At 70.6% G+C, this 22,908-nt stretch carries 22 protein-coding genes and 1 pseudogene; 12 read left to right on the top strand and 11 right to left on the bottom strand.

The window, feature by feature from the left end; genetic code table 11:
- Positions 1 to 179: 179 nt before the first annotated feature.
- On the bottom strand, positions 180 to 1,763 hold the full coding sequence (locus ACWCPW_RS35525; protein ID WP_449765692.1) for an MFS transporter: 1,584 nt from the start codon (positions 1,761 to 1,763) through the stop codon (positions 180 to 182).
- An 819-nt stretch (positions 1,764 to 2,582) separates the two neighbouring features.
- Here ACWCPW_RS35525 and ACWCPW_RS35520 point away from each other — a divergent pair.
- Positions 2,583 to 2,786, top strand: a complete 204-nt coding sequence (locus ACWCPW_RS35520; protein WP_020555278.1) for a cold-shock protein — start codon at positions 2,583 to 2,585, stop codon at positions 2,784 to 2,786.
- 138 nt (positions 2,787 to 2,924) lie between these two features.
- Here ACWCPW_RS35520 and ACWCPW_RS35515 read toward each other — a convergent pair whose 3' ends face one another.
- Entirely contained in the window at positions 2,925 to 4,688 is a 1,764-nt protein-coding gene (locus tag ACWCPW_RS35515) for an MFS transporter (protein ID WP_449765691.1), read from the bottom strand.
- A gap of 835 nt (positions 4,689 to 5,523) precedes the next feature.
- On the opposite strand from ACWCPW_RS35515, the gene ACWCPW_RS35510 reads away from it, so the two are divergent.
- The gene (locus tag ACWCPW_RS35510; protein ID WP_449765690.1) at positions 5,524 to 6,009 is read left to right on the top strand and encodes a hypothetical protein; all 486 of its coding nucleotides are present in this window, start codon (positions 5,524 to 5,526) and stop codon (positions 6,007 to 6,009) included.
- A 258-nt stretch (positions 6,010 to 6,267) separates the two neighbouring features.
- On the opposite strand, the gene ACWCPW_RS35505 is transcribed toward ACWCPW_RS35510, so the two are convergent.
- Complete coding sequence (locus tag ACWCPW_RS35505; RefSeq protein WP_449765689.1) at positions 6,268 to 8,598, bottom strand: hypothetical protein; 2,331 nt, start codon at positions 8,596 to 8,598, stop codon at positions 6,268 to 6,270.
- 442 nt (positions 8,599 to 9,040) lie between these two features.
- Between ACWCPW_RS35505 and ACWCPW_RS35500 the strand changes: the two genes are divergently transcribed.
- The 3 genes from ACWCPW_RS35500 (at position 9,041) to ACWCPW_RS35490 (ending at position 11,226) form a co-directional block, all read left to right on the top strand.
- Entirely contained in the window at positions 9,041 to 9,739 is a 699-nt protein-coding gene (locus ACWCPW_RS35500; RefSeq protein WP_449765688.1) for a TetR/AcrR family transcriptional regulator, read from the top strand.
- A 170-nt stretch (positions 9,740 to 9,909) separates the two neighbouring features.
- On the top strand, positions 9,910 to 10,287 hold the full coding sequence (locus tag ACWCPW_RS35495; protein WP_449765687.1) for a VOC family protein: 378 nt from the start codon (positions 9,910 to 9,912) through the stop codon (positions 10,285 to 10,287).
- A gap of 192 nt (positions 10,288 to 10,479) precedes the next feature.
- A complete protein-coding gene (locus tag ACWCPW_RS35490; RefSeq protein WP_449765686.1) occupies positions 10,480 to 11,226 on the top strand; it encodes a DUF7873 family protein in 747 nt (248 codons plus the stop codon).
- Positions 11,227 to 11,873: 647 nt separating this feature from the next.
- Here ACWCPW_RS35490 and ACWCPW_RS35485 read toward each other — a convergent pair.
- Complete coding sequence (locus ACWCPW_RS35485) at positions 11,874 to 12,617, bottom strand: maleylpyruvate isomerase family mycothiol-dependent enzyme (RefSeq protein ID WP_449765685.1); 744 nt, start codon at positions 12,615 to 12,617, stop codon at positions 11,874 to 11,876.
- Between the two features lie 156 nt (positions 12,618 to 12,773).
- On the opposite strand from ACWCPW_RS35485, the gene ACWCPW_RS35480 reads away from it, so the two are divergent.
- The gene (locus tag ACWCPW_RS35480; RefSeq protein WP_449765684.1) at positions 12,774 to 13,256 is read left to right on the top strand and encodes a hypothetical protein; all 483 of its coding nucleotides are present in this window, start codon (positions 12,774 to 12,776) and stop codon (positions 13,254 to 13,256) included.
- Positions 13,257 to 13,334: 78 nt separating this feature from the next.
- Here the strand turns inward: ACWCPW_RS35480 and ACWCPW_RS35475 are convergent, their stop codons facing one another.
- On the bottom strand, positions 13,335 to 14,501 hold the full coding sequence (locus ACWCPW_RS35475; protein WP_449765683.1) for an FAD-dependent oxidoreductase: 1,167 nt from the start codon (positions 14,499 to 14,501) through the stop codon (positions 13,335 to 13,337).
- Positions 14,502 to 14,694: 193 nt separating this feature from the next.
- Here ACWCPW_RS35475 and ACWCPW_RS35470 point away from each other — a divergent pair, with 193 nt between their 5' ends.
- The 3 genes and pseudogenes from ACWCPW_RS35470 to ACWCPW_RS35460 form a co-directional block, all read left to right on the top strand.
- Positions 14,695 to 15,282: a TetR/AcrR family transcriptional regulator gene (locus tag ACWCPW_RS35470; RefSeq protein WP_449765682.1), complete on the top strand. Its 588-nt coding sequence runs from the start codon at positions 14,695 to 14,697 to the stop codon at positions 15,280 to 15,282.
- Between the two features lie 145 nt (positions 15,283 to 15,427).
- Entirely contained in the window at positions 15,428 to 16,072 is a 645-nt protein-coding gene (locus ACWCPW_RS35465; RefSeq protein ID WP_449765681.1) for a pentapeptide repeat-containing protein, read from the top strand.
- Positions 16,073 to 16,117: 45 nt separating this feature from the next.
- A pseudogene (locus ACWCPW_RS35460) lies at positions 16,118 to 16,426 on the top strand (MmyB family transcriptional regulator); the annotation flags it as partial.
- Here ACWCPW_RS35460 and ACWCPW_RS35455 read toward each other — a convergent pair.
- The 3 genes from ACWCPW_RS35455 to ACWCPW_RS35445 all read right to left on the bottom strand — a co-directional run bounded on the left by ACWCPW_RS35455 (position 16,411) and on the right by ACWCPW_RS35445 (position 19,156).
- Positions 16,411 to 16,872 carry a hypothetical protein gene (locus ACWCPW_RS35455; protein ID WP_449765680.1) on the bottom strand — a complete coding sequence of 154 codons (462 nt, stop codon included), beginning with the start codon at positions 16,870 to 16,872 and terminating at the stop codon, positions 16,411 to 16,413. The pseudogene ACWCPW_RS35460 and the gene ACWCPW_RS35455 overlap by 16 nt on opposite strands.
- Before the next feature lie 367 nt (positions 16,873 to 17,239).
- On the bottom strand, positions 17,240 to 18,379 hold the full coding sequence (locus ACWCPW_RS35450; RefSeq protein ID WP_449765679.1) for a hypothetical protein: 1,140 nt from the start codon (positions 18,377 to 18,379) through the stop codon (positions 17,240 to 17,242).
- Positions 18,380 to 18,595: 216 nt separating this feature from the next.
- Positions 18,596 to 19,156, bottom strand: a complete 561-nt coding sequence (locus tag ACWCPW_RS35445; RefSeq protein WP_449765678.1) for a restriction endonuclease — start codon at positions 19,154 to 19,156, stop codon at positions 18,596 to 18,598.
- A gap of 784 nt (positions 19,157 to 19,940) precedes the next feature.
- On the opposite strand from ACWCPW_RS35445, the gene ACWCPW_RS35440 reads away from it, so the two are divergent.
- Positions 19,941 to 20,243, top strand: a complete 303-nt coding sequence (locus tag ACWCPW_RS35440) for a hypothetical protein (protein WP_449765677.1) — start codon at positions 19,941 to 19,943, stop codon at positions 20,241 to 20,243.
- Here ACWCPW_RS35440 and ACWCPW_RS35435 read toward each other — a convergent pair.
- Positions 20,212 to 20,457, bottom strand: a complete 246-nt coding sequence (locus tag ACWCPW_RS35435; protein WP_078974732.1) for a hypothetical protein — start codon at positions 20,455 to 20,457, stop codon at positions 20,212 to 20,214. The two genes, ACWCPW_RS35440 and ACWCPW_RS35435, sit on opposite strands and share 32 nt — an antisense overlap.
- Positions 20,454 to 20,744: a hypothetical protein gene (locus tag ACWCPW_RS35430; protein WP_402229019.1), complete on the bottom strand. Its 291-nt coding sequence runs from the start codon at positions 20,742 to 20,744 to the stop codon at positions 20,454 to 20,456. The genes ACWCPW_RS35435 and ACWCPW_RS35430 overlap by 4 nt, the downstream gene beginning before the upstream one ends.
- Positions 20,745 to 20,949: 205 nt before the next feature.
- Here ACWCPW_RS35430 and ACWCPW_RS35425 point away from each other — a divergent pair, with 205 nt between their 5' ends.
- Positions 20,950 to 21,246, top strand: a complete 297-nt coding sequence (locus tag ACWCPW_RS35425) for a hypothetical protein (protein WP_449765676.1) — start codon at positions 20,950 to 20,952, stop codon at positions 21,244 to 21,246.
- 190 nt (positions 21,247 to 21,436) lie between these two features.
- Here the strand turns inward: ACWCPW_RS35425 and ACWCPW_RS35420 are convergent, their stop codons facing one another.
- A complete protein-coding gene (locus tag ACWCPW_RS35420) occupies positions 21,437 to 21,946 on the bottom strand; it encodes a SigE family RNA polymerase sigma factor (RefSeq protein WP_449765675.1) in 510 nt (169 codons plus the stop codon).
- A 307-nt stretch (positions 21,947 to 22,253) separates the two neighbouring features.
- On the opposite strand from ACWCPW_RS35420, the gene ACWCPW_RS35415 reads away from it, so the two are divergent.
- Complete coding sequence (locus ACWCPW_RS35415; RefSeq protein WP_449765674.1) at positions 22,254 to 22,859, top strand: hypothetical protein; 606 nt, start codon at positions 22,254 to 22,256, stop codon at positions 22,857 to 22,859.
- Positions 22,860 to 22,908 lie beyond the last annotated feature (49 nt).

Here is a 22,908-nt window from a genome sequence, read left to right as displayed (position 1 = left end):
ATCTGCACCCCGGTCGGCACCCCGCTCGACGCGTGGCCCGAGGGCACGCTCAGCACCGGACAGCCCGCGCACCGACGCCCGCACCCGCGTCGGTGTCCGGGACTGCCCGCGCGACCGGGTGCGCCCGCGCCCGTGTCTGCGCCCGCGCCCGCGCCCGTGGACGCGGACGTGGACAGGAGTCAGTCGGCTCGGTTGCCCACCCGTGTGCGTGTTCGCGTTCGTGCTCGGGGGCGGGTGGAGCGCTGGGACGGAATCGGCCTGCGTCGGGTCGTGGTGCCCGCGCCCGGGCTCGGACTCGTACCCGGGCTCACGCCCACGCTCGCGCTCGCGGTTGCCGTGCCGGAGAAGACGGGTTCGGGGCCACCGGCACCCGCGACGGCCATGATGCCCGCGTGTTCGGCCTTGCCCGTCCCGGAGGTCACCCTTCGGGGCTCGGGTCCGCTCGCGTCCATGCCGATGCCCGCGTCCATGCCGATGCCCGCGTCCGGGCTCGCGCCCGCGTCCGGGCTCGCGCCCGCGTCCGGGCTCGTGCCTTGGTGCGGGACCGCCTCCGCGTTCGTGCTCGCGGTGGCGAGGGTGTCGGCCGTACGGGCCGCGTGGGCGAGTGGGACGGTGCACAGGGCGGCGGTGAGGGCGATCAGGGCGCCGGTGGTGGGCGCGCCGAACGCGGCGAGTGCGGACAGGCCGACGATCGGGCCGCACGCCGTGCCGAAGGTGTTCGCCGACATCGCCAGGCCGCTCCACCGACCACGCGCGTCCAGTCCCGCGGCCACGCCCAGGACGTACGTGGTGACCGCCTGGCACGAGGCGTTCCAGCCGAGCAGGCCCACCGCGTACAGCGCGAACCCGCCGGGCGGTGCCAGGGTCAGGGCCAGCGCCGCCAGTCCGCCCGCGCCCACCGCCGTTACCAGCGGGACGGTTCGGGCCCGGCCCCGGCCGACCGACGTCGCGATCAGGACGCCGACGACGCCGGCCAACAGGCAGGCCGCGCACAGCGCGCTCACCATCGCGGCGGACAGGCCCACCCGATCGGTGCCGACGCCCGCCGCGATGGCCCACAGCGCGTTCATGGCCACCGAGCGAACGCCGACGGCGGTGGTCAGCAGCAGCCCGGTACGACGCCGCGGCACCGGTCCGAGCGCGGCGGCCGGATCGAGCGCGGCCGCGGGCGCCGGAAGATGCCGCACCATCGGCAACGCGCCCAACCCGACCGCCGCCAGTACGCCCACCGTCGCGCCCCGCCCACCGCCGAGAACCGGGACCAGCACGTACAACGCGGTCCCGGACAGGGCCACCGCGAGCAGCGCGAGGCCGGACGTGCGGGCCGGGTCGGCCGTACCCGCCATCGCGGCGGTGGCCACGGTCAGCGCCATCCCGCTCCCCGCGCCGCCGACGATCGCGCCCGCGACGGCGAGCCATGTACTGCCGGTGAGCGCCGCGAGCGTGAAGCCGCCGACCATCAGGAGCAGCCCGGCGCGGGCCGGACGTTCGCGCCCCGCACGCCCGGCGGCCCGGGTGATGCCGGCGCCCGCGAGCGCGGAGGCGAGGAGTACGGCGGTGCCGATCGCGCCGGCGGCGGTGCCGGACAGTCCCAGGCCGGTACGCACGGCGTCGAGGAAGATCGGCAGCAGGTTGGCCATCAGATAGCCGGCCGAGGCCAGTACCGAGATGGCGGCGACGGCCGCGCCGGGCCGGCCCGCGCGGGCGCGCGAGGCGTCGGACCGGCTCGCGCGGGCGCGCGCGGGCAGGGTGAATACGGACACGGGTGGAGCTCTTTTCCCGAACGGGCCGGTACGGCAGGCCGAACACCGCGCACGGGCCGGCGGGGCGGCCGGCGGGCGCGGCGGGGCAGGGGAGCATGGCGGGCCGGGAGCCCGTCGAGAGGGCGGTACGACCGTGGCCGGATGCTCTGTGTGCGGTGTCCGCGCGGACCTGTGTACGGGGACGCCGGGCCGCGCGTGGTGGCGACCGGCGGCGATGGCGGCACGGTCGCGGGGGCCGCTCGAAGCGGCCGAGGCAGGGGCGGGGCGTTACACGGGCGTCCAGGCGGGAGGCGGGGCGAGGGGGGTCTGCGAGGGCGTGTCGCGAGGACGTGCCCTGGGCCCCGGTGAGGTCGATCCTGAGCGACCCGGCCCGGGTGCGCGAACCCGTTCGCGGTGACGCGTGGGGTCCGGCGGGATCAGGGTGGCACCCCGTGAGGCGTGATGTCCAGGTTTGCTGGTTTGGAATCTGTAACAGGTGGGTAATGCGCGCGCAGTCGCTCGATCGGGTCGTCTCGACGGCGTCCGGTCGGCAACCCCACGACGCGCCGATCACGCCCCGGACATCGAGTGGGCAGGGCACGCCACGAAGCGGTCGGATCCGACCGTTTTGCGGCAGGACTCGATCTCGGTCTCGTTCTGTGTTAGTCTTGAGCCTGTTGCAGTTGTGGTTCGCATCATCTTCTGAGTGCGCCTGTAGAGCTGTTCACTACAGGCGCATTTTGCATTTCGGTAGCTTCCGAAATGAGGGCGAAAAACGCGGCGACGCCCGGATTCACGAAGTGTGGATTCGTTCATCGGCCCACATGTAGGGAGAAAAATATGGCTACCGGAACCGTGAAGTGGTTCAACTCGGAAAAGGGCTTCGGCTTCATCGCGCAGGACGGTGGCGGCGACGACGTCTTCGCCCACTTCTCCGCGATTCAGGGCAACGGCTACCGTGAGCTCGTCGAGGGCGAAGCCGTCGAATTCGACGTCGTGCAGGGCCAGAAGGGCCTCCAGGCGGAGAACATCAACCGCCTCTGATCTTCACCGATCAGCACGACCGAGGGCCGGTGCCGCACTTCGTGTGCGGCGCCGGCCCTCGGCGTTTTCCGGTTCGGAGGCGTCTTCCGGTTCGGCGGGGTTCGCCGGGGCGGCGGGATTCGCCGGGTCGGCGGGTGCTCAGACCGGCTGGGTGACGCCCGACGAGCCGCCCGTGCCGAGTGCGGCCAGCTCCTCCTCGACCCGACGCGCGTGGGCCTCCTCGTCCTCCCGGGCCTTGCGCGGACTCCAGCGGCCGGCCATCACGAACACGCACGGGACGAACAGCGCCTGACACGCCAGCGTCAGCCACCACCAGCGCATCCACTCGTCGCTCGCGCGGTCTTTCGCCTTCTGCACTTCCTCGCCGTGGTCGATCAGGATTCCCAGCGACTTCTGCTTCTGCTCGACCAGATTCAGCTTGGCCATGTCGCCACCGGCCAGTTGCAACGCCTTGATCTGCAGCTCGATCGGGATCGACGCGCGGTCGGGGAACTTGGACAACTGGACGAACAGCGCCGGATCCTTCATCACCAACTCCAGCGCGGGACCCGCGTCCGCCTGTGCCGCGACCACCTCCTCGCCGTGGTTCACCAGCGGTGTCGCCGACGTGACGATGACCGGTGTGAACACCGCCGACACCGACACCACGATCCGGATGATCCAGCCCCACACCGCCAGCCCCGTCGCGGTCGCCGCCGGGTTGTGCTTCTCGACGGTCTCCGTGTACCCGGCCATCCACGGCGCGTACGTCAGCCCGCTGCACACGCCGATGCCCACCAGGAGCCACGCGAACGTGTAGTAACCGGTGTCCGGCTTGTCGGTGGTCAGCGCGAACAGGAACGTGAACACCACCGTCCCCACGCCGCCCACGATCATGAACGGCTTGCGCACCCGGGTCAGGTCGGACGCGATGCCGACCACGACGAGCGCGATCGCGTTGGCACCCCAGTACCAGTTGGCGAGCGCGTTGGTGCGCTGCTCGGAGTACCCGTAGACGGTCGAGTAGTAGACGACCAGGTTGCCGACGACCGTGTAATAGAACATCAGGTGCAGGCTGATCCCGAGCGCCGGCGCGAGGATGTCCAGCCGCATCATCTGTCGCCAGTGGTTCTTCTGCGCGGCCTCCACGTCCAGGCCGCGCGCCTTGGCCTCGATCAGCGCCTTGTCGCGCAGCGAGACCATGAGCTGATCGCGCAGCGCCGGGGACAGTTCGCGCAGTCCGAACAGCGCGATCACGAACACGATCAGGCCGGCGATGCCCGCGTACCGGAACTCGTCCTGCCAACTGCTCGTATCGAGGGTGTTGCTGCTGACGGTGGTGACCACCAGGCTGCCGATGATCGGACCCAGCGTCCAGAATCCCATCGCCCCGGCCCGGCCGACCTGCGGCGAGAAGTCGCGGATCAGCGCGGGCGTGGCGACCAGGGCCATGCCCTCGACGATGTTCACCAGGGCCATGAAGAACATGAACCAGCCCTTGCTCTCCGCGTTGGGCAACGCGAACAGCACGAGCACGCCGGTCAGGGCCAGGCCGTACACGACCAGGTTGGCCCGCCCCCACCGGTCGGCGAGGCCGGCCAGCAGTGAGGCGAACGCGCCGACCGCGTTGCCGACGACCGAGATCATCGTGGCGTACATGAAGGTCATGCCGTACTCGTGCATCAGCAGCGTGGAGACCGCGTACTGAATGTAGAGCTCGTAGTACAGGATCACCGAGGCGACGACCACGATGGACAGGTAGAAGATCCGCGGCCCGTTGGCCGGATAGCGGTCCAATTGCCGGTGCCACAGGCCGCGGACCAGCGCGGGCAGCGGGCCGGAGGGTGCCGGTGCCGTGGGCGTCGTGGATGGCTCGGGATCGCTCGCGGCGGACGGGCCCGATGGGGATGTGCTGGAAGACATGCGGCCTCCTCGACGAGCGTGGGTCTATCGAGGTACGGGGGTGCACCGAGGTGCACAGGGGTGCAGCGGTGCGGGGGTGCTGAGGGAACAAGGCCGTGCGGACACGTCGGACCAGGGGGAAGGGACGACCCCCTGGGCCAACGCGTGGAGTGACCTTAGTACCGGCCGGTAGCGCGCTACCAGAGCGAACGCCAAGAAATGGAACGGGTTGCGATTCTGATCCCGGTCAACGCCCGTACCTGGGCGGATGCCACGGGTCCGGCGCGCGTGGGCGGGGGGCGGTCGGGCGTGCGGGCGGGGACGGTCGGCGGGTGGCCCGGGGGTGACCCGGGGTGGCCCGGTGGCGGTCGGGCGATGGTGGGGGCACGGTCGGGGACGGTTCGGGGCGAGGAGGCCGGCGGTGCGTGGGGCGAGGTTGCGGTGGGACAAAGCTGGAGGATATTGCCGAAGCCGGGAGATCGATTGGGGGACACTTGCGCATGCGGTTCCGGCCCGCCGCCGTGCCGTCGCGTTCTACCGTGGACCCACCGTTATCGCCCAATGCAAGGGGTATCGCGTGGAATCGATCTCGGTGGACCTCCTGAGCGGACTCGCCGCGGGAGCCGGGGGCGACGCCGGCCGACTGGCCTGGACACGCCTGGTGGAACTGGTCCGGACGCCACTGCCGCGTGCGGCGGATCCGCGTGCGGCGGATCCGTCGGGGAGCGAGTCGGGGACGGAGCAGGGGCCGGAGCCGGGGCCGCGATCGTGGCCGCGGTCGGGAAGCGAACCGGGGGCGATAGCACGGTCTTTGTCGGGCGGGGGCGAGTCGTCCGTACCGCACCGGCGAGCCCCGGTGCCCACGGGTGAGTTGGAACTGACCCTGCTCGGCCACGAGGCGCCCGGCGGCCTGCGGGCGTACACCCGGGCCCACGCGCTCGCCGGCGCACTGTCCTTACGGGCCGACCGGGACCCGGACTTCGCCCGCTCGATCGACCACTGGTACGCGGACGCGCGCCGGATCGGGATGGACGGCGAGGCGGGCGCTGCCGGGTCGGAGGCGGAGGGGCACGGGTGTTGTCGCGGCGGTGGCGCCGGGCTTGCCGGTGGAGGCGGCGTGATCGTGCTGGGGGAGGACTCCGACGGCCCGTTCCGGGTGGGGGCGTTGGGGTATTCACCGGGGCACGCGCAGGGTCCGACGGGTGGCGTGGCGGCCGGGGCGGAGGACGCGTGGGCGGAAGGGTCGGTGGGGGAGGGGGTTGGTGAGGGCGACGGGGGCGGAGGAGGGGGTGGAGAAGAGGGGGATGGAGCGGAGGACGATGCGGGCGGCGCGGTGAGGTGATTGGCGTGTCGGTTTCGCGGCCGGGGTGGCGTGGGGCGGGCCGGGTCGCGGCAGGGCGGGGCGTGTTCGTGTCGGAGGCACGGCGTTGGCGAGGTGGGGTGACGCGCCGGTGTGGCGAGGTTCGGCTTCGGGGCGATGCCGGCCGGGTGGAGTCATGCCTGCACGCACGCACTCCCTCACGTACGTGCGTCCCGGCCGGGGTGGGACCTCGCGGGGTCGAGGCCCCGGTTCGTATCTTCGCGTAGCGCAAGCCTCGGTTCAGGTCTTCGCGTGTCGGCGGCGGACCGGGGCGCCGCGGACCGTGGTCGGGCGGCGGGCGTCGTCCGTGTCGGGGTGGGACTCGGCCCGTGTGGCGGACTGGGCCTCGGGTCGGGGCTCGGGCCGTGGGCGGGGGTCCGCCGCGGTGGGGTCGAGGATGAAGCGCATCCGGGTCAGATGCGCCCGAGCGGTCTCCAGACCTCGATCGGCCGGCCCGGGGACACGTTCGCGCATCGCCACGACGGCGGGCCCCAGGCGTACCGCCTCGCGGGCGTCCGCCACCCGCAGCCAGACCTTGAGCGCGTTGTCGGCGGCGGCGATCGTACTCGGGTGTTGCGGGCCGACCGCCTCGGCGCCGCGTTCGGCGACCTGGCAGTAGATCAGTACCGCGTCCGCGACTCGGCCCAGACCGGCGCTCACGAACGCCAGCATCGCCTGCGCGTCCAGCGTCCCGGGATGCGCGGGGCCGACCAACTTCTCCATGTGCATGCTGAGTTCGGCGGCCTTCTGCCAGGCCTCCATGCCGCGCCCGGTGTCCGCCGCGTGCCGGATGGCGGCCAACTCGTTCCAGTACGTGGGCAGTACGTCCGCCGGCCGAATCAGCGCGCCCGCCGCCGACGCACCCTGCGACAGTGCCCGGCGGGCCGGCGTGGGTGCGACCGCCCGGCCGCGTACCGGCATCGACATCGGCCGGCCCGGTCCGATTCCTCGATGCGGTGCCAGCGCCGGGGGTAGTTGGGTGGGGCTCGTGGCCGGTGGCCGGCGCGCCGGAGTCGGCGTCAAGGCACTCGCGTCCGTGCTCTGGATGCGCACGGTTATCCGGGGCGGCAGCGGCGGAGGCGGCGGCTCGGGGTGCGGGCGCGGGGCCGAACCGGTGGCCCGACGGCTCGACTTGGCGGTGGTCGCGGGGCGCGGCGCGAGCCGCCTCGCCACGCCCGACCCCGGGTTGTACACGGGCTCGGCCGCGGGGCCCTCGGCGGCGCTGTGCGTACCGTCCTTCGCGGGGCCGGTCGTCGGGCTGTCGGTCCGGTCGTTCGCGGGGCCGGTCGTCGCGCTGTCGGTCCGGTCGTTCGCGGGGCGGTACGCCGGGCCGGGGAACTCCGGCTCACGGTCCAGGAGGGCGGCCTTGGTGGGCGGGCGCGGCTTGGTGCGGGCGGCCGGGGTCGCGGCGCCGCGACCGGTCGGCGACGGAACGCCGTCCCCGCGACCGGGTCGGCCCAGCGGACGGCTGCCCGGTTTGGCCACGCCGGCCCGGAGCGCCTCGCGCAGGCTGGTGCCCGGCACCTCGGGCTCGTCGTCCGGCCCGGAGGTGAGCGCGGAACGCACCAGGCCCAACGCGCGTCGACCGACCCCGGGTTCGTCCCGCGAGCGGGCGGGCGGGTGTGCGTCCGGTTCGGTGCCGGGTTCGGCGCGGGGATCGGAGAGCGGCGGCCGGTGGGCGGTGGGCTCGGGGGTGACACCGCCACCGACGACGCCGGAGCCGCGCAGGCCGGAACGCTGCGCCGGGGTCATGCCGTTCGGCGGCACGGCGGACAGCGCCGACACCCCGGTCCCGCCCGCGGCGTTGCCACGCGGAGTGACCGCCTTGAGCCGGCGGACGGCCGTACGCAGGGTCGGCGGCCGGGCCTCGGGAGAGCAGTTCGCCAACGCGAGCGACCCGGCGGACGGCGCGAACTCGACGGTGTCCGGCGCCAGTCGGGCCCGCTCGGCGAGCAACGGATGGATCTCCTCGGCCGGTACCGGATCCGGCAACTCCGGGAAGCCCTGCCCGAGCGCGGCCACCAGCGCCCGAGTGAACGGATGCGGCGGGCCCTTGACGTCCGGGGGGTTCAACACGCCCCACAGCGGGATGCCCCGGCACAACTCGTGCGCCCGCTCGCGGGCGGTCTCCCAGGATTCCCGGCCGGCCGTCAGATCGCAGATCACCAGGGTGTTCTCGGCCGGCCGAGGCCCCAGCAGCTCGACCACCCAGGACCACGGAAGCCCGTCGTACCGCACCGAGCCGGGAGTCGAATCACGCAGCCCGAGGTGCAGTTCGCGACGTCTCCGGTCAAGCAGGAGGCGGCCGGTCAGATACACGATCACCGGGCCGTCCACCGCACCGGCGGCCTGAAGATAGGCCCGAACGGCGTGCGGCTGGACCGCGTCCGGCAACTGGACGACATCGGCGGCGGCGTCCGGAAAGAGCTGATGCGGCGTCAGAGCCGACATCGCGACCAGGTTGCCACCACTGTCCGAACGCCGTCCCCGCCCGGATCTACCACCCTCCACGAGCAGCAACTGGCCTCGCTCGGACGGGATTCGGATGAGCCGCCCACCACGTTCGGTCATGTGTGCCTCCCCGGCCGAGCCCTCTTGGGTGGACCACCACGCTCCTGAAGGTTAGGGGTATCGACCGGCCATGGTCGACATATCGGACCGGTTGGCCGGTGGGGCGCACCGACGAACACGGTCGCAACGAGGCACCCCGGGGGCGCACAAGGGGCGCAGGCGCACACGTCCCGGCCGCGCGGCGAACCCCGCCCGCCGGGCCTGTCGGGCCTCCCCTTCCCATTCCCAGGCTTCCGTCGCCCCGCGCGGGCGAATCGCATCCTCGGGTGCCGGCCGGTTGTCACCGGCGGGTTGTCAGCCGTGCGACGGGTGGTGTCGCCGACGGTCGGGACGGCCTCGCGCGTGGGGTCGGCCGACGATCGTCCCGGAGGGGGCGGCGTCGCCCTTCGAGAGCGGTGCTCTCGTTCATGTGCAGTGCTCTGGTGTCTGGCACACTGACCGCATGACCGCAGCCCCCCGCACGGCGCGCGACCGCGCGAGAGTCGAATTGACCCACGAGATCAAGGAGGCCGCGCGTCGCCACCTTGCGGCCGAGGGTGCCCAGCAGTTGTCGCTGCGCGCCGTCGCTCGCGAGCTCGGTATGGCCTCGTCCGCGCTGTACCGCTACTTCCCGAGCCGGGACGACCTGCTGACCGCGCTGATCGTCGACGCCTACAACGCGGTGGGCGAGCGGGTCGAGCGGGCCGTCGACGCGGCGGCCCCCGCCGAGCACCCGCGCGCCGCCTGGCGCGCCCTGTGTGCCGCCGTTCGGGACTGGGGGCGTGAACATCCGCACGAATACGCGCTCATCTTCGGCTCGCCGGTGCCCGGATACCAGGCTCCGGAGGACACGAACGTCCCCTTCACCCGCGTCCCGGCCGCGCTTTTGCGCATCCTGCGCGACTCGGCCCACGACTTCGCCCGCCCCGCCGGCGAATCCGCTCTCCCCGGCCCGCTCGCGACCCAGTTCCAGGCGGTGGTCGAGGCGGGTGCGCTGGACGTGCGGCCGTCGGTGCTGGCTCGGGCGGTATTCGCCTGGACGGGCGTGTTCGGCATCGTGAGCTTCGAACTGTTCGGCCAACTCGCCGGCAGTGCCGACCCCGCCGACGCCTTCTTCGCGTACGCGGTCGAGCGGCACGCCGATCTGCTCGGGCTGGCCTGACCCGGCGCTGTCGGCGGGCGTCGCGTAGGGACACCGCGTGCGGCGCCCGTGCCGGGGCCGTTCCGCACGTATGTCACCGGTTCGACCCATGGGTAGGATCCACGGCCCACGGTCCTCGCGGCGTCCATCGATTCGATGCGCCGTTCGGGCCTCGAATCGGAGGTGTACACGTGAGTTCGCACGTCCTGCACGTCAGCGTCGACTGCGCCGACCCGTACGCGTTGGCCTCGTTCTGGTCCCAGGTCCTGGGCCGACCGCTCGGCCCGGAAGACCGGCCGGGCGACCCCGAAGTGGAGGTGCTCCTGGAGGAGGGGCCGACACTGCTGTTCCTACAGGTTCCGGAGGAGAAGGCGGGGAAAAACCGGCTGCATCTGGATCTGCGGCCGACGACCGGCCTGCGTGACGCGGAGGTCGAACGTGTCGTGGCCCTGGGCGGCCGCCTGGTCGACGACCGACGCAACCCGGACGGGACCGGGTGGGCCGTACTGGTCGACCCGGAAGGCAACGAGTTCTGCGTCGTGCGGAGCGCGGCGGAACGCGGGGAGTGAGCGCGCGGCGCGAGACGGGTGAGCCCGGCTGGGCAGGCAGGGGGAGCCGGAGGGCGGGCGCTCGCCCGACCGGCGCGGCCACTGCGGCCACTGCGGCCACCGCGGCCACCGAGCCCACCGCGGCCACCGAGCCCACCGCGCCCGGCCGAAAACCGATGTTGCGTAAGTATGTTCCCCTGCTAGCGTCGCGGCGTGGCGAAATTGAACCAGATCATCGCGGTGGAGAAGGGCGTCAAGACCAAGTCCTTCCAGGAGTTGACGGACGCTCACCAGCGGGTCCAGAAGGGCGCGTTGCTGTCCGGCATCTCGCGTACCTACCAGCCCAAGGACGAAGAGGGCGAGCAGTTGCCGCCCGAGTCGACCCGGGTCCAGGTCAAGGGCGAGGAGGTGCTGCGTTCCGTCACCGGCACGCTGACCCGCCTCTTCGACGTGACCGCGACGAAGGACTGGGCCAACTGCGAGGCACGCGCCGACGTGGTGGTCGACGGGACGCCGCTGCTGCGTGATGTGCCCGTGTCGTACCTGCTCTTCCTGGAGAAGCAACTGGTCGACGTGCACACGTTCGTGCGCAAGCTGCCCATCCTGGACGCCGCCGAGACCTGGACGCTCGACCCCTCCACGGACTCGTGGCGTACCGAGCCCGTGCGTACCGTGCGGACCAAGAAGGTGCCGCGCAACCACGTCAAGGCCGAGGCGACCGAACACCACCCGGCCCAGGTCGAGATGTACTTCGAGGACATCGCCGCCGGCTACTGGACCACGGTCAAGTTCTCCGGCGCGCTGCCCGCCCGCCGGGTGAACGAACTCGTCGACCGGGTGGAAAAGCTCCAGCGCGCGGTGAAGTTCGCCCGCGAGGAGGCCAACGGCGCGGAAGTGACGGACCGTCGGATCGGCGACGCCGTCTTCGGCTACCTGCTCGGCAACGGCCAGGGCGGGTAGTCTTCGAGAATCCCCCGGCCGGAGGGTCGGGGGTGCGCGAAAAGCGCAAGCTGAAACTGAAGCTTGTCGTGACGAACGCGGGTAACGGTGGAGGTTCGAATCCTCCCCCTGGCACCACCGGCCGGGGTGGCCCAAAACGGCAGAGGCAGCCCGCGATCAATCTCAGACTCTTGCTCCAGACTCAGCATTGCCGCCCATCGCCGGATCGACCGGACGGGGCTCCAGTCGTCGGTTGCTGGTTCGACTCCAGCCCGGGCCGCTCGTGGCCTGGTAGTTCAAAGGTAGAACGCGACGACTTTCAAGACGACCCTGGTCCTTAAACGTGCCGGCGTGCCCGATAGGGCGGCACAGCGGGCCTCCGCGGGCAGGCTAGACCCGCGGAGGCCTACCAATTCCCTCGCCGAGTGGTAGCGGTCCCTTTCCCTTGCCGAGCGGTAGCGGTCCATTTCCTTCGCCGAGTCGCAACGATCGTTCTCCCGCGTCGAGTGGCGGCGATCGTTTTCCTTCGCCGAGTGGCGGCGATCCTTGGACGTGCGGCATCGGCCTTTCGGCGGGTGGCACCAGCCCCTTGACAGGTGGCGGCATTCCCTTTGCCGGGTGGCCTCGGTTCACCTGCCGGGCGGGTGCGGTGCACGTGCCGGGTGGCATCAATCCATCTTGACCAACTCGCGCCATCGCACGAGGACTTCGGGATCGCCGTCGAGTCGGCAACCGGTGGCGTCGGCTCGATTCCAGACCAGGAGATACAGGGCCTCGGCCGGGCCGGAGACGGTGAGATCGGCGCCGGCCGCTCCCGGTTCGACTCGGCGCCCGTCGGTGCCGATCCGCATCGTCCACGCGGCCGGGTTGTCGTCGGGGTCGATCGTGATGCTCAGCGGCGGGTCGGCGACCAGATTTAGGCCGGGCCGGGACAGGAAACCGGTCAGCAGTTCGTCGATCCCGTCGGCGGCGAAGTCCGCCGGCACGATGGATGGCACACCGGCCGCCAGTTCGACGTCGACGCGGTGAACGGCGGTCTCGTGCGCCTGGCGCCGAGCCCAGAACGAGAGCGCGGACGGCGCCTCGAAGAAGGTCCACCCCGGCGCGTCCGGGGCGACCGTGGCGAGAGTCTTCAGCAGGTCCGCGTGCGTGCCCCGGTACCAGTCGAGCAGTACGTCGTCGCCCGGCGCCTGGAACAGCGTCGCCGTCTCCTCCTTGGTCGGGCGCTGTGGGCTGCCCGATGCGACGACGAACGCGGCCCATCGATGGACGCCGCCCAGGTGCGCGAGGAGGTCGCGAATCCGCCAGTCGGGGCAACTCGGTACGGGCGCTTCGAGGCCGACGCGCTCGGCCGTACGCGCGAGCAACTCGCCGTCGGCGCGCAGGATGTCGAGATGAGAGGCAATGTCCATCCGCTCAGATTCCCACGTGGGATCGGGGTGGTACAGGTACTCGGCGGCTCCCGATGGCTTCCGGCGGCCCCCGGCAGCCCAGGGTGGGTCGGGGCGGCTCGGGTGGCCAGGACAAAGGGACGCGACTGCTGGTCGGCGGTCCTATGCTGGGGTGTGATGGGTAGCTTCGGTGTATATGTCGTCGCCCGATCGGCGTGGCCCCTGTTGGAATTGCCGGCCGTGCAGCAGGCCGGCGGCGAACCGCGATGGTCGGCGCGCGACGGCGACTGGCAGGTCTTGCTGCTTTCCTCGGGCCTCGACCCCGGGCCGACGTTGATGGCGGATACGGACGCGCCGGTGCTGACCGCCGACGTGGTGTCCGGCCACTTCGCGATGATCGACGCGCAGAGCCCGCGTGGCGGCGACGTGTGGCACTGCGCGCTGGCGCCGCGTGCGGCCAGGTCGTACGCCCTGGACCCGGAACTCGGCCCGCCGCCGGAGCGGGTGGTGCCGCGCGCGGTCGGGTGGGCCCGCGAGGCGGGTCTGACGCCGGACGAGGCCGCCCTGGACACGACGCTGCGCGCGGAGGGGACGCCGGACGACCTGCTCCGGGCCTTCCTGGACGCGCTGGGATTCCGGTTCGTGACGGACGCGATGTAGGCGGGGTGCGCTCGTGGGCGTGGGCATGGGCATGGGTGTGGGTGTGGGTGTGGGCGCGGACGGGCGCACGCGTGCGCTTCAGGCGTGGACGGTGGCGGTCGGCCCGCTCGGCCGGCTCGGCCCGTCGGACAGATATGTGCTGATCTGCCGCAGCCAGCGGGTGTGGTAGCGGCTGACCAGGGCGTCGGGGGTCAGCCTGGACAGCGTCGGCAGGTACTTGTTGGTGGTTTCGGAGCCGGCTCGGCGGGCGGTCAGCGAGGCCCGGCGGGCACGCGAACTTTGGTAGTCCGCAAGGGCTTCGGGGAGCGTCGCGGTTCGCCGCAGGGCACGGGCCAGAGCCCACGCGTCCTCCAGCGCCTGGTTTCCGCCCTGCGCGACGGTCGGCGGCATCGTGTGCGCCGCGTCCCCGAGCAGGGTGGCTCGGCCGAAGCTCCACGAGCGCGGCACCTTGTGGCGGTGGTGCGCGAAGTATTCGACGTCGGCATCCGAGACCGCCGCGAGCACCCGGGGTACCGGCTCCGCCCAATGCCCGAACCGCTCGCGCAATTCGGCGATCGGCGAGTCGGGCAGCGGCTCGGTCGGGGTGCGACGGAGGTCGAACCACCACTGGAGCAGCCCGTCGCCCGCCGGGAGCAGGCCGCACATCCCCTCGGGGCCGACGATCATCAGCCCGCGTCGCGAGGACACCACGTCGTCGAGGTCGATCGGTCCGAGGCCCTGCCAGGTGATCCAGCCCGTCGGGACGGTGGGATCCGTACCCCACACGTGCCGGCGGACCACCGAGCGCGCACCGTCGGCGCCGATCACCAGATCGGCCTCTTCCGCGCCGCCGTCGGCGAAGGCCACTTGGGCCCGCCGCGCGTCCTGGGTGACGCCGGTGCACTTCTTGTCGAACACGATGTCGCTCGCGGGCAGCGCCGAGGCGAGCCGGCGGATCAGGTCGCGGCGGGGCATCGCGAGGTGGGGATGGCCGTATCGGATCGCGGCGAGCGAGACGTCGATGCGCATCAGTACGCCGCCGGCGTGATCACGTTGTTCGAGCAGGTCGATCGGTGCGCCGAGGCCTTCGGTGGAGATGCCCAGGTCGGTGAGGATGCCGGTGCCGTTGCTCCAGAGGGTGAGGGCCGAGCCGGACGTACGCAGTGCGGAGGCCCGTTCGTACACCGTCACGTCGTGGCCGTCCGTACGCAGGGCGCGGGCTGCCGCGAGGCCGCCGATGCCTGCTCCGATCACCAGAATTCGCATGATTCCACCTCACTGTGGGTCGTTGTGGGTCGCTGTGAGCCGTGCGCGCGGGGATCGCGCCGCGGGTTGACGCGGGGGAGGGCGGGCTGGGAGGGCGGGGTTGCGCGGGGCAAGGTTGCGCAGGGCTGGGTTCGAGCCGGATTCGAATACCACTGCTGCAATAGTACTATCACAGCCTTGGTAATCTGATCGCATGGCACCACCCCCCAACAGCGCCCGCCGTCGAGCCATCGCGGACGGTGCGATCGAGGTCCTGGCCCGGGCCGGCGTACACGGCTTCAGCCATCGCGAGGTGGACGAGGCGGCCGGTCTGCCCCCCGGCACCACGTCGAACTACTTCCGCAGTCGCGACGCGCTGCTGGGCGCGGCGGCGGAACGTGTGCTGGAACTGCATCGGGCCGATATGGCAGCAGCACACGCGATCGTGGCCGCACCGATCGACCGGGACGGCCTGGTCGAACTGATCGCGATGTCGCTGGAGTTCTCGGCGACGGCGCACCGCGGGCGATACCTGGCGGTGTACGAACTCACCCTGGAGGCCACCCGCCGACCCGAGCTTCAGCGCACGTTGGACCACATGCACACCGAGGCGGTCGATTTCACCCTGGATCAGCACCGGGCGCTGGGGCTGACCACCTCGCGCGAGGATGTGGGCACGCTGATCACGTTGTTCGGCGGCGCGTTGTACACGCTGGTCACGGGGCAGGCGGGGCCGGTGACGGGGACGGCCGCGCGGGCGCTGGCCCGGGGGATGGTCGCGGGGATCGGCTCGGTGGGGTGACGCGGGCGGCTCGGGCCCGGGTCTGATCCGGGGCCTGGCGGATCTTGGGCCTGGGCGTCGGTGTCGGCTTCGGCTTGGGCTTGGGCTTGGGCGGGGGTGTACTTGTGGTGCGGCGGATGTCAGTTCCTGCATGTTCAATGAAGAGATGGCCATTCGACGCGCCCGCGCCAATATCGATCCCGGCTCGGCCGAGCCGCCGAGTCCCGACGATGGCCTCGTGATCCGGGACGAGGACTGGTACGGGAAGTCGTTGACGGAGAGCGACAGGTATACGCGCTACTCGTTCCTGGACACGGACTGGACCGAGGTGGCCGACGAGGGCGCGGTGTTCGACGAGTGCACGTTCGCCGGTGTGCGGTTCAACGCGTCGCGGCACACCGGGGCGGCGTTCACGAACTGCACGTTCAAGCGGTGCACCTTCTTCGATACCCGGTTCACCGACTGCAAGCTGGTCGGGAGCCTGTTCCGGCAGTGCACGTACACGCTGTTCGAAGTCTCGGGAGGGGACTGGTCGTTCGTCGGCCTGCCCGGCGCCGACCTGCGCCAAGCCGGCTTCGACGGCACTCGGATGCGCGAGGTGGACCTGACCGCCGCGCGCCTGGAGAAGGCGACGGTCACCGGTTGCGACCTGTCCGGCGCGCTGCTGCACGGCTCGAAGCTGAGCGGCGCCGACCTACGGGGCAGCGACCTCTCCTCGCTCGACCCGCTGACGGTCGAGTTCAACGGCGCGACCATCAGCCTCGAACAGGCCGCGACCCTCGCGACGACAATGGGGTGGCACATCGCCTGAACGGAACGCACCTGCGCGGCGCGGGATCGAGACGCCCCGCACCACCGCGGCATGACACACGGCGGCTATCACCTCCGCCACCGGGCCATCGGTGAACTCACGCTCTCCTACGTAAACTTCCGCACGGTCGACGACCCGGACCAGACCCTCGTCACCTGCATCGCCGAGGCCGACTCCCCTTCCGAAGCAGCCCTACGCATCCTCGCCAATCGCTCCCACCCCACTTCACCCCCCAGGCGGTATCAGGGCCACTCGCGTAGACGTCACTCCCGGCCGCCTGGACCCGGGCGACAAGCCCACGCTGCTCTCCCCGTGCGGCAACGCACGAGCAGCAGAGGTCAGTTCAGCACCTGAAGTTCGCCGATTCGAGTGGTGGTCGTGTCCGTGCCCGTCATACCCGGGAGCGGATGCGAGCCGGCCGCGTCGGTGTAGTAGGCCTCCCAATACACGGTGCCGGTCACTGTGAACTTGTCGCCGGTCTTCCCACGGGAGGTGGTCACGTATTTGTGGCCGCACTTACTCATATCGCCGAGGTCCGAAGGCTGGTACGGCCTGCCGGGCCCATTGCACACCACGGTGTTGCCATCGCCCATGTTCCAGACGACTTTGACCGAGCGCGCATAGGCCGTGACGGAAACACCGCCGAGATTCAAGGGCTGACTCAGCCACTCGGTCGACCACACGTGCTTGTCTTGGGAGTTGATCCACATCCAGACCGGGAGGCCTACCAGGCCGAGGTTCCCGTCGGCCGGGTTGACCGAAATCTTGGGGTTCTCGAGCCTGAGCTGCGCAAGGGCCATGAGTGCGACATCGGCGGGCGCGGGAGGCGGCGGCCCGGCGTTCCCACCTTGGCCTGCAGTATTGCCTGCTGTTCCGCCGATCCCGTCATCGGGAGGGAATCCCGGTTCTCCGGAACCACCGCCGGTGCCGCCACCTGTGTTCCCTCCGGTGCCGCCGCCGCTTGTTCCCCCTGGCGTGCGAATATCGATGCAGATGATCAGATTTCCGCATTGATTTACGTCTGCGGTTGCGGAGGGGAGAGTTATCAAGGCGGCGGAAACACCGGCAGAGCACGCTATGGCGACGTTGCGTAGAACCCTACGAGGTGCCATGACATCTCCTTTTGGAATGCCAGCGCTGGCGAAGCGGATTTATTGCTCTGATGGATTAAGCTGAGGTTCCGTCAACGGAGTAGGGGCGCCCAGAGCTGGCAACCAATTCGACCGGCCCATTGCCGGCGGCAGGCACTTTGAATGCATACATGCCTATATTGGTAATATCCAATTTTCGCCATGTAGTGACTCGCCCGCTGAGATTCTCATACGTTGCGCTCTGGTCAACGTTGAAAACTCCGGAGGGTCCCGCTGTCATATTTGATGTCAATTTTACGCTGCACATGACCAATTTTTCCCCGTCGGTGGTATTCCAGGCAGGGACGTGATTGTCATTCATGACTTCGGTGCGTACCGAGACGCTACCTCCCTTTGTGACCGAGATCAGATTCTGCTTGTTTGATTTCTCGTTCTGGAGGGTTTTCTGTGCTGAGCTTCCCCAGGTGGTCGAGACGGACCCCCCGGCGAGACTCGATGAGAAGTCGCCGCAGATCTTGTCTCCGTAATCGATGTCAGAGGTTCCATTCACGGTTGACATCTGTGCCACGCCGGGCAGTGTCTTCTTGACTTCGCTGAAAGCCAGGAATGTCATTTTCCACGGGCCCGACCCCTGGGTTTGACGCAATATGCCCAGTGATGATCGGGACTCGCTGCCCAGCTTTTGCGTGCCAATGGAAAGGAGCCATCTGTCACTGCCATTCGGTGCATCCTGAGGCTTGGCAACCTGGATATCACTCGTCGCGGCAGTCTCTTCAGCCAGTTGGATCTTGTTACCGAACTTGATAATTCGTTGCTGTCGAGCCTTTGAGATATCGAGAAGCGTACCGGTTTCAAGCTGATCGAGTCCGGCGATGTCGTGACTTGATTTGACCTTCTTGCTCGACTCGTAGTAGTTCTGCGCGATGGTTTTGGCCTCGGCCTCGCTGATCGGGGGCGCGACCGGCGCCGGGCTCTGGGGTGCGCTCGATGGAACGGGCGCGGGGGCTGCGGCGGTTTTGGGGGCGGGTTGGTTGATTTTGGGGGTATTGGGTTTTTTGTCGGAGGAGCAGGCTGTGGTGCTTGCCAGGAGGGTGAGTGTGGCTATGCCTGCCAGGAGGGTTGCCGGGATTGGGGTCTTCTTGGGTCCGGCCAAAACTGCCACCCCCGCAGTTGCGATCTTCGGAGTTCGGTGCTCAACGGTGATCTGACGAAGCATCATTGCACTTGATCGGGTGAGCCGTAAGCGTCTTCGGGAGATCACTGCACGTAGTGGGATTGCGCCACGCGTTGCGGGCAAATCGGTGGCTATCGCGTGATCATGCGTGGTCGCGGGTGGGTGCGCAGGTCCGGGCCGGTGGGGGTGGGATTGGTCGGCTCGGGGGTTGGGGGTGGGGCGGGCGCCGGTTCGGTGGGTGGCCGGAATGGGGTGGGGTCAGGGGGTGGTGCCGACGAGGGTGCTCAGGCCGTGGCCCTGTTGCCATTGCCCCAGGCGTGGGCGGTCGAGCAGGACGATGCCGTGGTGGCGGGCGAACTGGCGGGCCTCTGTGGTGAATCCGTGGAGGGCGACGAATACCGGGATGTCGGCTTGGTGGTTGTGGTGGGCCGTGCCGATGAAGTCGTGGAGGTCCAGGGGGTCGGTCTCGTGGTCGGCGGGGGCGCAGCGGATCAGGACCAGGCTGCCGTTGGGGAGGTAGGCCTTGACGTTGGCGTCCGGGGCGACCTGGACGGCGAGGAGGCCGTCGCGGCGGCAGAGGTCGGCGATCTGGAGCTCGAAGTCGCGGTCGTCCGGGTGTTCGGCGCGGTGGTCGAGGGCCGAGTTGGCGAGGTGTACGACCGCGCACAGGATGGCCACGGAGGCCGCGGTGGCCAGCCAGGCGTCGTTGCCGTTGATGCCGAGGAAGGCGAAGAGGTCGTGCAGCGCGATCGCCGGGATGCCGACCAGCAGGACTATGGCCCGGCCGCGGAGCTTGGCGTGGGCGGGGGTTCGGGGCATGCGGGATCCCTCCGTTGGCTGCCGACGGCGGAGCGGGCGGCAGCTTAGGCGGAGGGCGGACCCGTCAACCACCCGACTGGATGGGGGGAGTGGTGTGGTGGGCGGCTCCGGTGGGCCTCGTGCGGTCGGGATCGCCCTTGTCCGTGCGGGTGTTGGGGTCGGGTGGTCGGGTGGTCGGACGTTCGGTGGGCGCGGGGCCGTGTGGGTGATCGCAGGCGTTGGCCGCAGGGGGCTCGGAGGACCGCGGCGGTCCCCCGGATGCCACCGTGACTCGGGGGAGTCATGCGAGTGGGCGGCAGGAGGCCCACGGCTCTTGCCGGGCCGTCGTCCGGCGGCCGGCACGACTCAAGTCGGCCCGACCCGTCCCGATGCAAGCAACGCAACAGGCCTCGACGCGACCCAACGCAACAGGACCCGACCCGACCCACCCAACCGACCCGACCGACCCAACGCGATGCCGTGCCGGTCCCACGGGAATCCGAGTCGGGTCACCTTCGGCTCGACCTCCCGTCGACTCGAAGGTGAACGCAAGAAGAGATGACTGCCGGGAAAACAGTCGATGGCAAGACGATGGACCCCTCGACCGCATCCGGCGCACCGTCGAGGTTCTGCGACATTCGTTCGACCGGCGCCGACCGGTGCCGACCGCCGCCGATCGGCGCAGACCTGTGCCACCGACCGGCGCCACCGACCGGGGATTCGGGGACCGTTGGTCCTCGGCCCGGTGATCTGCGATTCCGAAGGCGGTTAGTGTGCCGCCGCCGGCTCCGCTATCTTCTGCCGAATGAGCAGGATCCGTAAGACAGCGATCATGGTTGTGGCATGTTTCGGTCTCGCCTTCGCCGGAGTGGCCTCCGCGTACGCGATTCCCGGGCAGCACCCGCAGGTCCGCAAGGTCTGTCGCGTACTCGACCCCGAGGCCAAGCACGCCAAGCGCGCGAACCATGATGGCCATGGCCGTACCGGTGACCCGTCGGTCCGCCGCCAGCGGCACGCGGGCGTGATGGGCGAGGTGGCCGACCACTACTGCGTGCCGGGCGGCGGGAAGCACCGGGTCAACCCAGGTGTACGACCTGCAGCACGGTGACGGTTGTCGTCCCTTCGTTGAGCAGGACCACCACGATCAAGGGCCCCGCGGCCGCGGTGCGGACGATGCGGTCGTCCTCGCCGTAGCGGACGGTGGCCGTGTACGGGTCACAGACCAACTTGTAGAGCAGCATTCCCCAGTGGTTCAGCGTGGTCTCGGGGAAGCGGTCGATGACCTCTTGGTGTTCGATGCCGATCCTCGGGCGCCACGTCACGCGGCACTGCTTTGCGCTCGGCCGCGTGCGATCCACTTGCGGACGATCTCTTCGTCCACTTCGTCGAGATCCGGGTCCTTGCCGGTGGCCCGCACCTGCGCCGCGAGGGCGCGCGCGTGCGGCAGGCCGGCGATCAGCTCTTCCGCGGCGTGGGTGTAGCGGGCCAGCAGCCCGGGCAGGTCGCCGATCGGCGTCAGGTGTACCAACCGCAGGAATTCGTGGCGGGCTTCGGGGTGCGGGAGTGCGTGGGCGATGCGATCCACGGTCCACGGGTCCGTGCTGTTCACGCCGGGCCTCTCTTCCCTCCGGACGAAATGATCCGGGATCAGATTAGGGGCCGAGCATGCGGTCGCGGTGTGATCGGCGCATGACGATCGGTGTGTCTCGGGAGTGACAATCCGTCAATTTCGGCCGGGTGAAGTGCATTTGCCCGTTCTGGCGGGCATGCACGCGACCGCCCCGGCGTCGTCGAGCGGGGTCGCCCCCGTCGGCTTGTTCGACTCCGGCTCCGCGACTCCCGATTCCGGTCGGACGTTCTCCTGCTCACGCGTATCGTCCCGCCGCGCCGACTCGGCCGCGTCGAGCGTCGGCGCCGTCGCCTCGGGTCCGGACGGCATCGCCTGCGTCGGCGGGGTCGATGAGATCGACGGCGGCGGCCAAGTCGGTGAAGTCGGTGAAGTCGGCAGGGTAGGCGAAGACGGCGAAGACGGCGGGCCCGACGGCATGGTCGGCATCGGCACCCGGGTCGCCGCCGGCGGTACTGGGGCCGCCGGCCCCACACTCGCCTGATGCGAGGGGACCAGGAACAAACCCGCGCTGGCGATCGCCAGTACGGCCACCCCCGCGCCGGACGCGGCCATCCGGCGGCGTCGGCGGACCCGCCTGCCGTCCGCGACGGCGGCGTCCACCACGCTGGGGAAGTCGGGCTCGGGCTGATCGAGGATCAGTTCGAACAGGTCGTGATCATTCATGGCCGGCCTCACCGTTCGGACAGCTCCCACATGTGCTCGCCGACGAGTTCGCGCAGCCGGGTCAGGCCGCGCGCGCTCTGGCTCTTGACCGTTCCGGTGCTGATCCGCAAGGCCTCGGCCGTCTGTTCGACACTCCAGTCCTCCCAGAATCGCAACACGAGAACGGCCCGGTAGCGCGGCGGCAGCCGCAGCAGCGCCGCCCGCAGGGTCAGCCGCAGATCCGGTGACGAGGGGTCGGCGCAAGGGTGTTGCGGGAGCTCGTCGACCGGCTCCTCCCGCCAACGGCCCTTGCGGTGCTGGTCGATGTAGGTGCGCGTCATCACGACGCGGGCGTACGCGTCGACGCTGCCGTCCCGACGCAGCCGGCCCCAGGCCGTGTACATCTTCATCAGCGTGGTCTGGGTGAGGTCCTGCGCCTCGTACCAGTCGCCGCACAGCAGGTAGGCCGAACGGCGGAGCTGGGCCTGGCGGGCCTCGGCGTACTCGCGGAACTCCCTCTCACGGGTGGCCTCCCTCACGCGGTCGGCGGCGTGGTGGCCAGGGAGTGGTCGCGGGGGTCGCGCACCGTGATCTCCTCCTTGCTGGACCCTCGGTTCGGGCGTGCGGCGCCCGGCCGTCGCCGGCTGCCTGTCCGCCTGTGCCTCGAGGGGTTGGTCATCCAGGAGATACGTGCTTCGGCGGCCTCGGGTTGCACGACGACGCCGAGATGTTTCGCACGCGCCCGGGGTGGGCGGACGGTGCAACGTGGGTCGATGGAGCGGCGTACTCCTCTCTGCAAGGTTCGGGACCCGATCGGGGTCCGGTGTCCAGCGAAGGGGTACGTACGTGACGAATCGTCAAGATCGGGCGCCCGGCCGGGGGATCCGCCGCGCGGGTCCCGTCGCCGGGGTGCTCGCGACCGTCGGCATCGCGCTGGGCGCCTGGGGCGGCATCGCGCCCGCGTCGGGAACCGGCGAGCCGCGACCGGAGCCCGCATCGGTGATCTCGGTCGAGGCCCGCGACCGGTCCGGCCCCCCGCCGACTGTCGAAGCCGACGGATCCACACAGCCGGGCGGATCCACGCAGCCGGGCGGATACACACCCCCGGACCGATCCACGCGGGATCGACCCACACCGGCGCGATCCACACCGAATCGGTCCACGGCGGACGGCTTCGGGGCGGACGGCTTCGGCGCGGTCGGGCCCAGGACCGCCGGCGCGCTCGTGCCGGGCAAGCCCCGCGTGGTCGTGCCGGGCAGAGCCGGCGTGGTCACGACCGGGAAGCCGTACGTGGACCGGGACTCCCACCCGGCCGCCCCGAGCGTGGCGGGAGGCGTCCAGCCCGTCGAGGCCCGTTCCACCGCCGTTGCCCACGGCCGCCTCGGGCGCGCCGCCCGGCACCTCCCGAGCACTGCCCCGACCGCCCCGCCCGCCTCGCGGGTCGCGTGGTAGACACTGATCGTCGCGGGTGACCCAGCCCGTGGTCGAGCCCGAACCCCAC

The sequence above is a fragment of the Embleya sp. NPDC001921 genome (assembly GCF_053594475.1).
Note: the sequence above shows the minus strand (reverse complement) of the source record. Positions and strands in the feature narration are given on the sequence as shown.

What these genes read in the sequence shown, in the direction of transcription:
- ACWCPW_RS35520 (WP_020555278.1), top strand. Translation starts at nt 2,583, where the DNA reads ATGGCTACCGGAACCGTGAAGTGGTTCAACTCGGAAAAGGGCTTCGGC.
- ACWCPW_RS35515 (WP_449765691.1), bottom strand. Translation starts at nt 4,688, where the DNA reads ATGTCTTCCAGCACATCCCCATCGGGCCCGTCCGCCGCGAGCGATCCC.
- ACWCPW_RS35505 (WP_449765689.1), bottom strand. Translation starts at nt 8,598, where the DNA reads ATGACCGAACGTGGTGGGCGGCTCATCCGAATCCCGTCCGAGCGAGGC.
- ACWCPW_RS35500 (WP_449765688.1), top strand. Translation starts at nt 9,041, where the DNA reads ATGACCGCAGCCCCCCGCACGGCGCGCGACCGCGCGAGAGTCGAATTG.
- ACWCPW_RS35485 (WP_449765685.1), bottom strand. Translation starts at nt 12,617, where the DNA reads ATGGACATTGCCTCTCATCTCGACATCCTGCGCGCCGACGGCGAGTTG.
- ACWCPW_RS35480 (WP_449765684.1), top strand. Translation starts at nt 12,774, where the DNA reads ATGGGTAGCTTCGGTGTATATGTCGTCGCCCGATCGGCGTGGCCCCTG.
- ACWCPW_RS35475 (WP_449765683.1), bottom strand. Translation starts at nt 14,501, where the DNA reads ATGCGAATTCTGGTGATCGGAGCAGGCATCGGCGGCCTCGCGGCAGCC.
- ACWCPW_RS35470 (WP_449765682.1), top strand. Translation starts at nt 14,695, where the DNA reads ATGGCACCACCCCCCAACAGCGCCCGCCGTCGAGCCATCGCGGACGGT.
- ACWCPW_RS35465 (WP_449765681.1), top strand. Translation starts at nt 15,428, where the DNA reads ATGGCCATTCGACGCGCCCGCGCCAATATCGATCCCGGCTCGGCCGAG.
- ACWCPW_RS35455 (WP_449765680.1), bottom strand. Translation starts at nt 16,872, where the DNA reads ATGGCCCTTGCGCAGCTCAGGCTCGAGAACCCCAAGATTTCGGTCAAC.
- ACWCPW_RS35450 (WP_449765679.1), bottom strand. Translation starts at nt 18,379, where the DNA reads ATGCTTCGTCAGATCACCGTTGAGCACCGAACTCCGAAGATCGCAACT.
- ACWCPW_RS35445 (WP_449765678.1), bottom strand. Translation starts at nt 19,156, where the DNA reads ATGCCCCGAACCCCCGCCCACGCCAAGCTCCGCGGCCGGGCCATAGTC.
- ACWCPW_RS35440 (WP_449765677.1), top strand. Translation starts at nt 19,941, where the DNA reads ATGAGCAGGATCCGTAAGACAGCGATCATGGTTGTGGCATGTTTCGGT.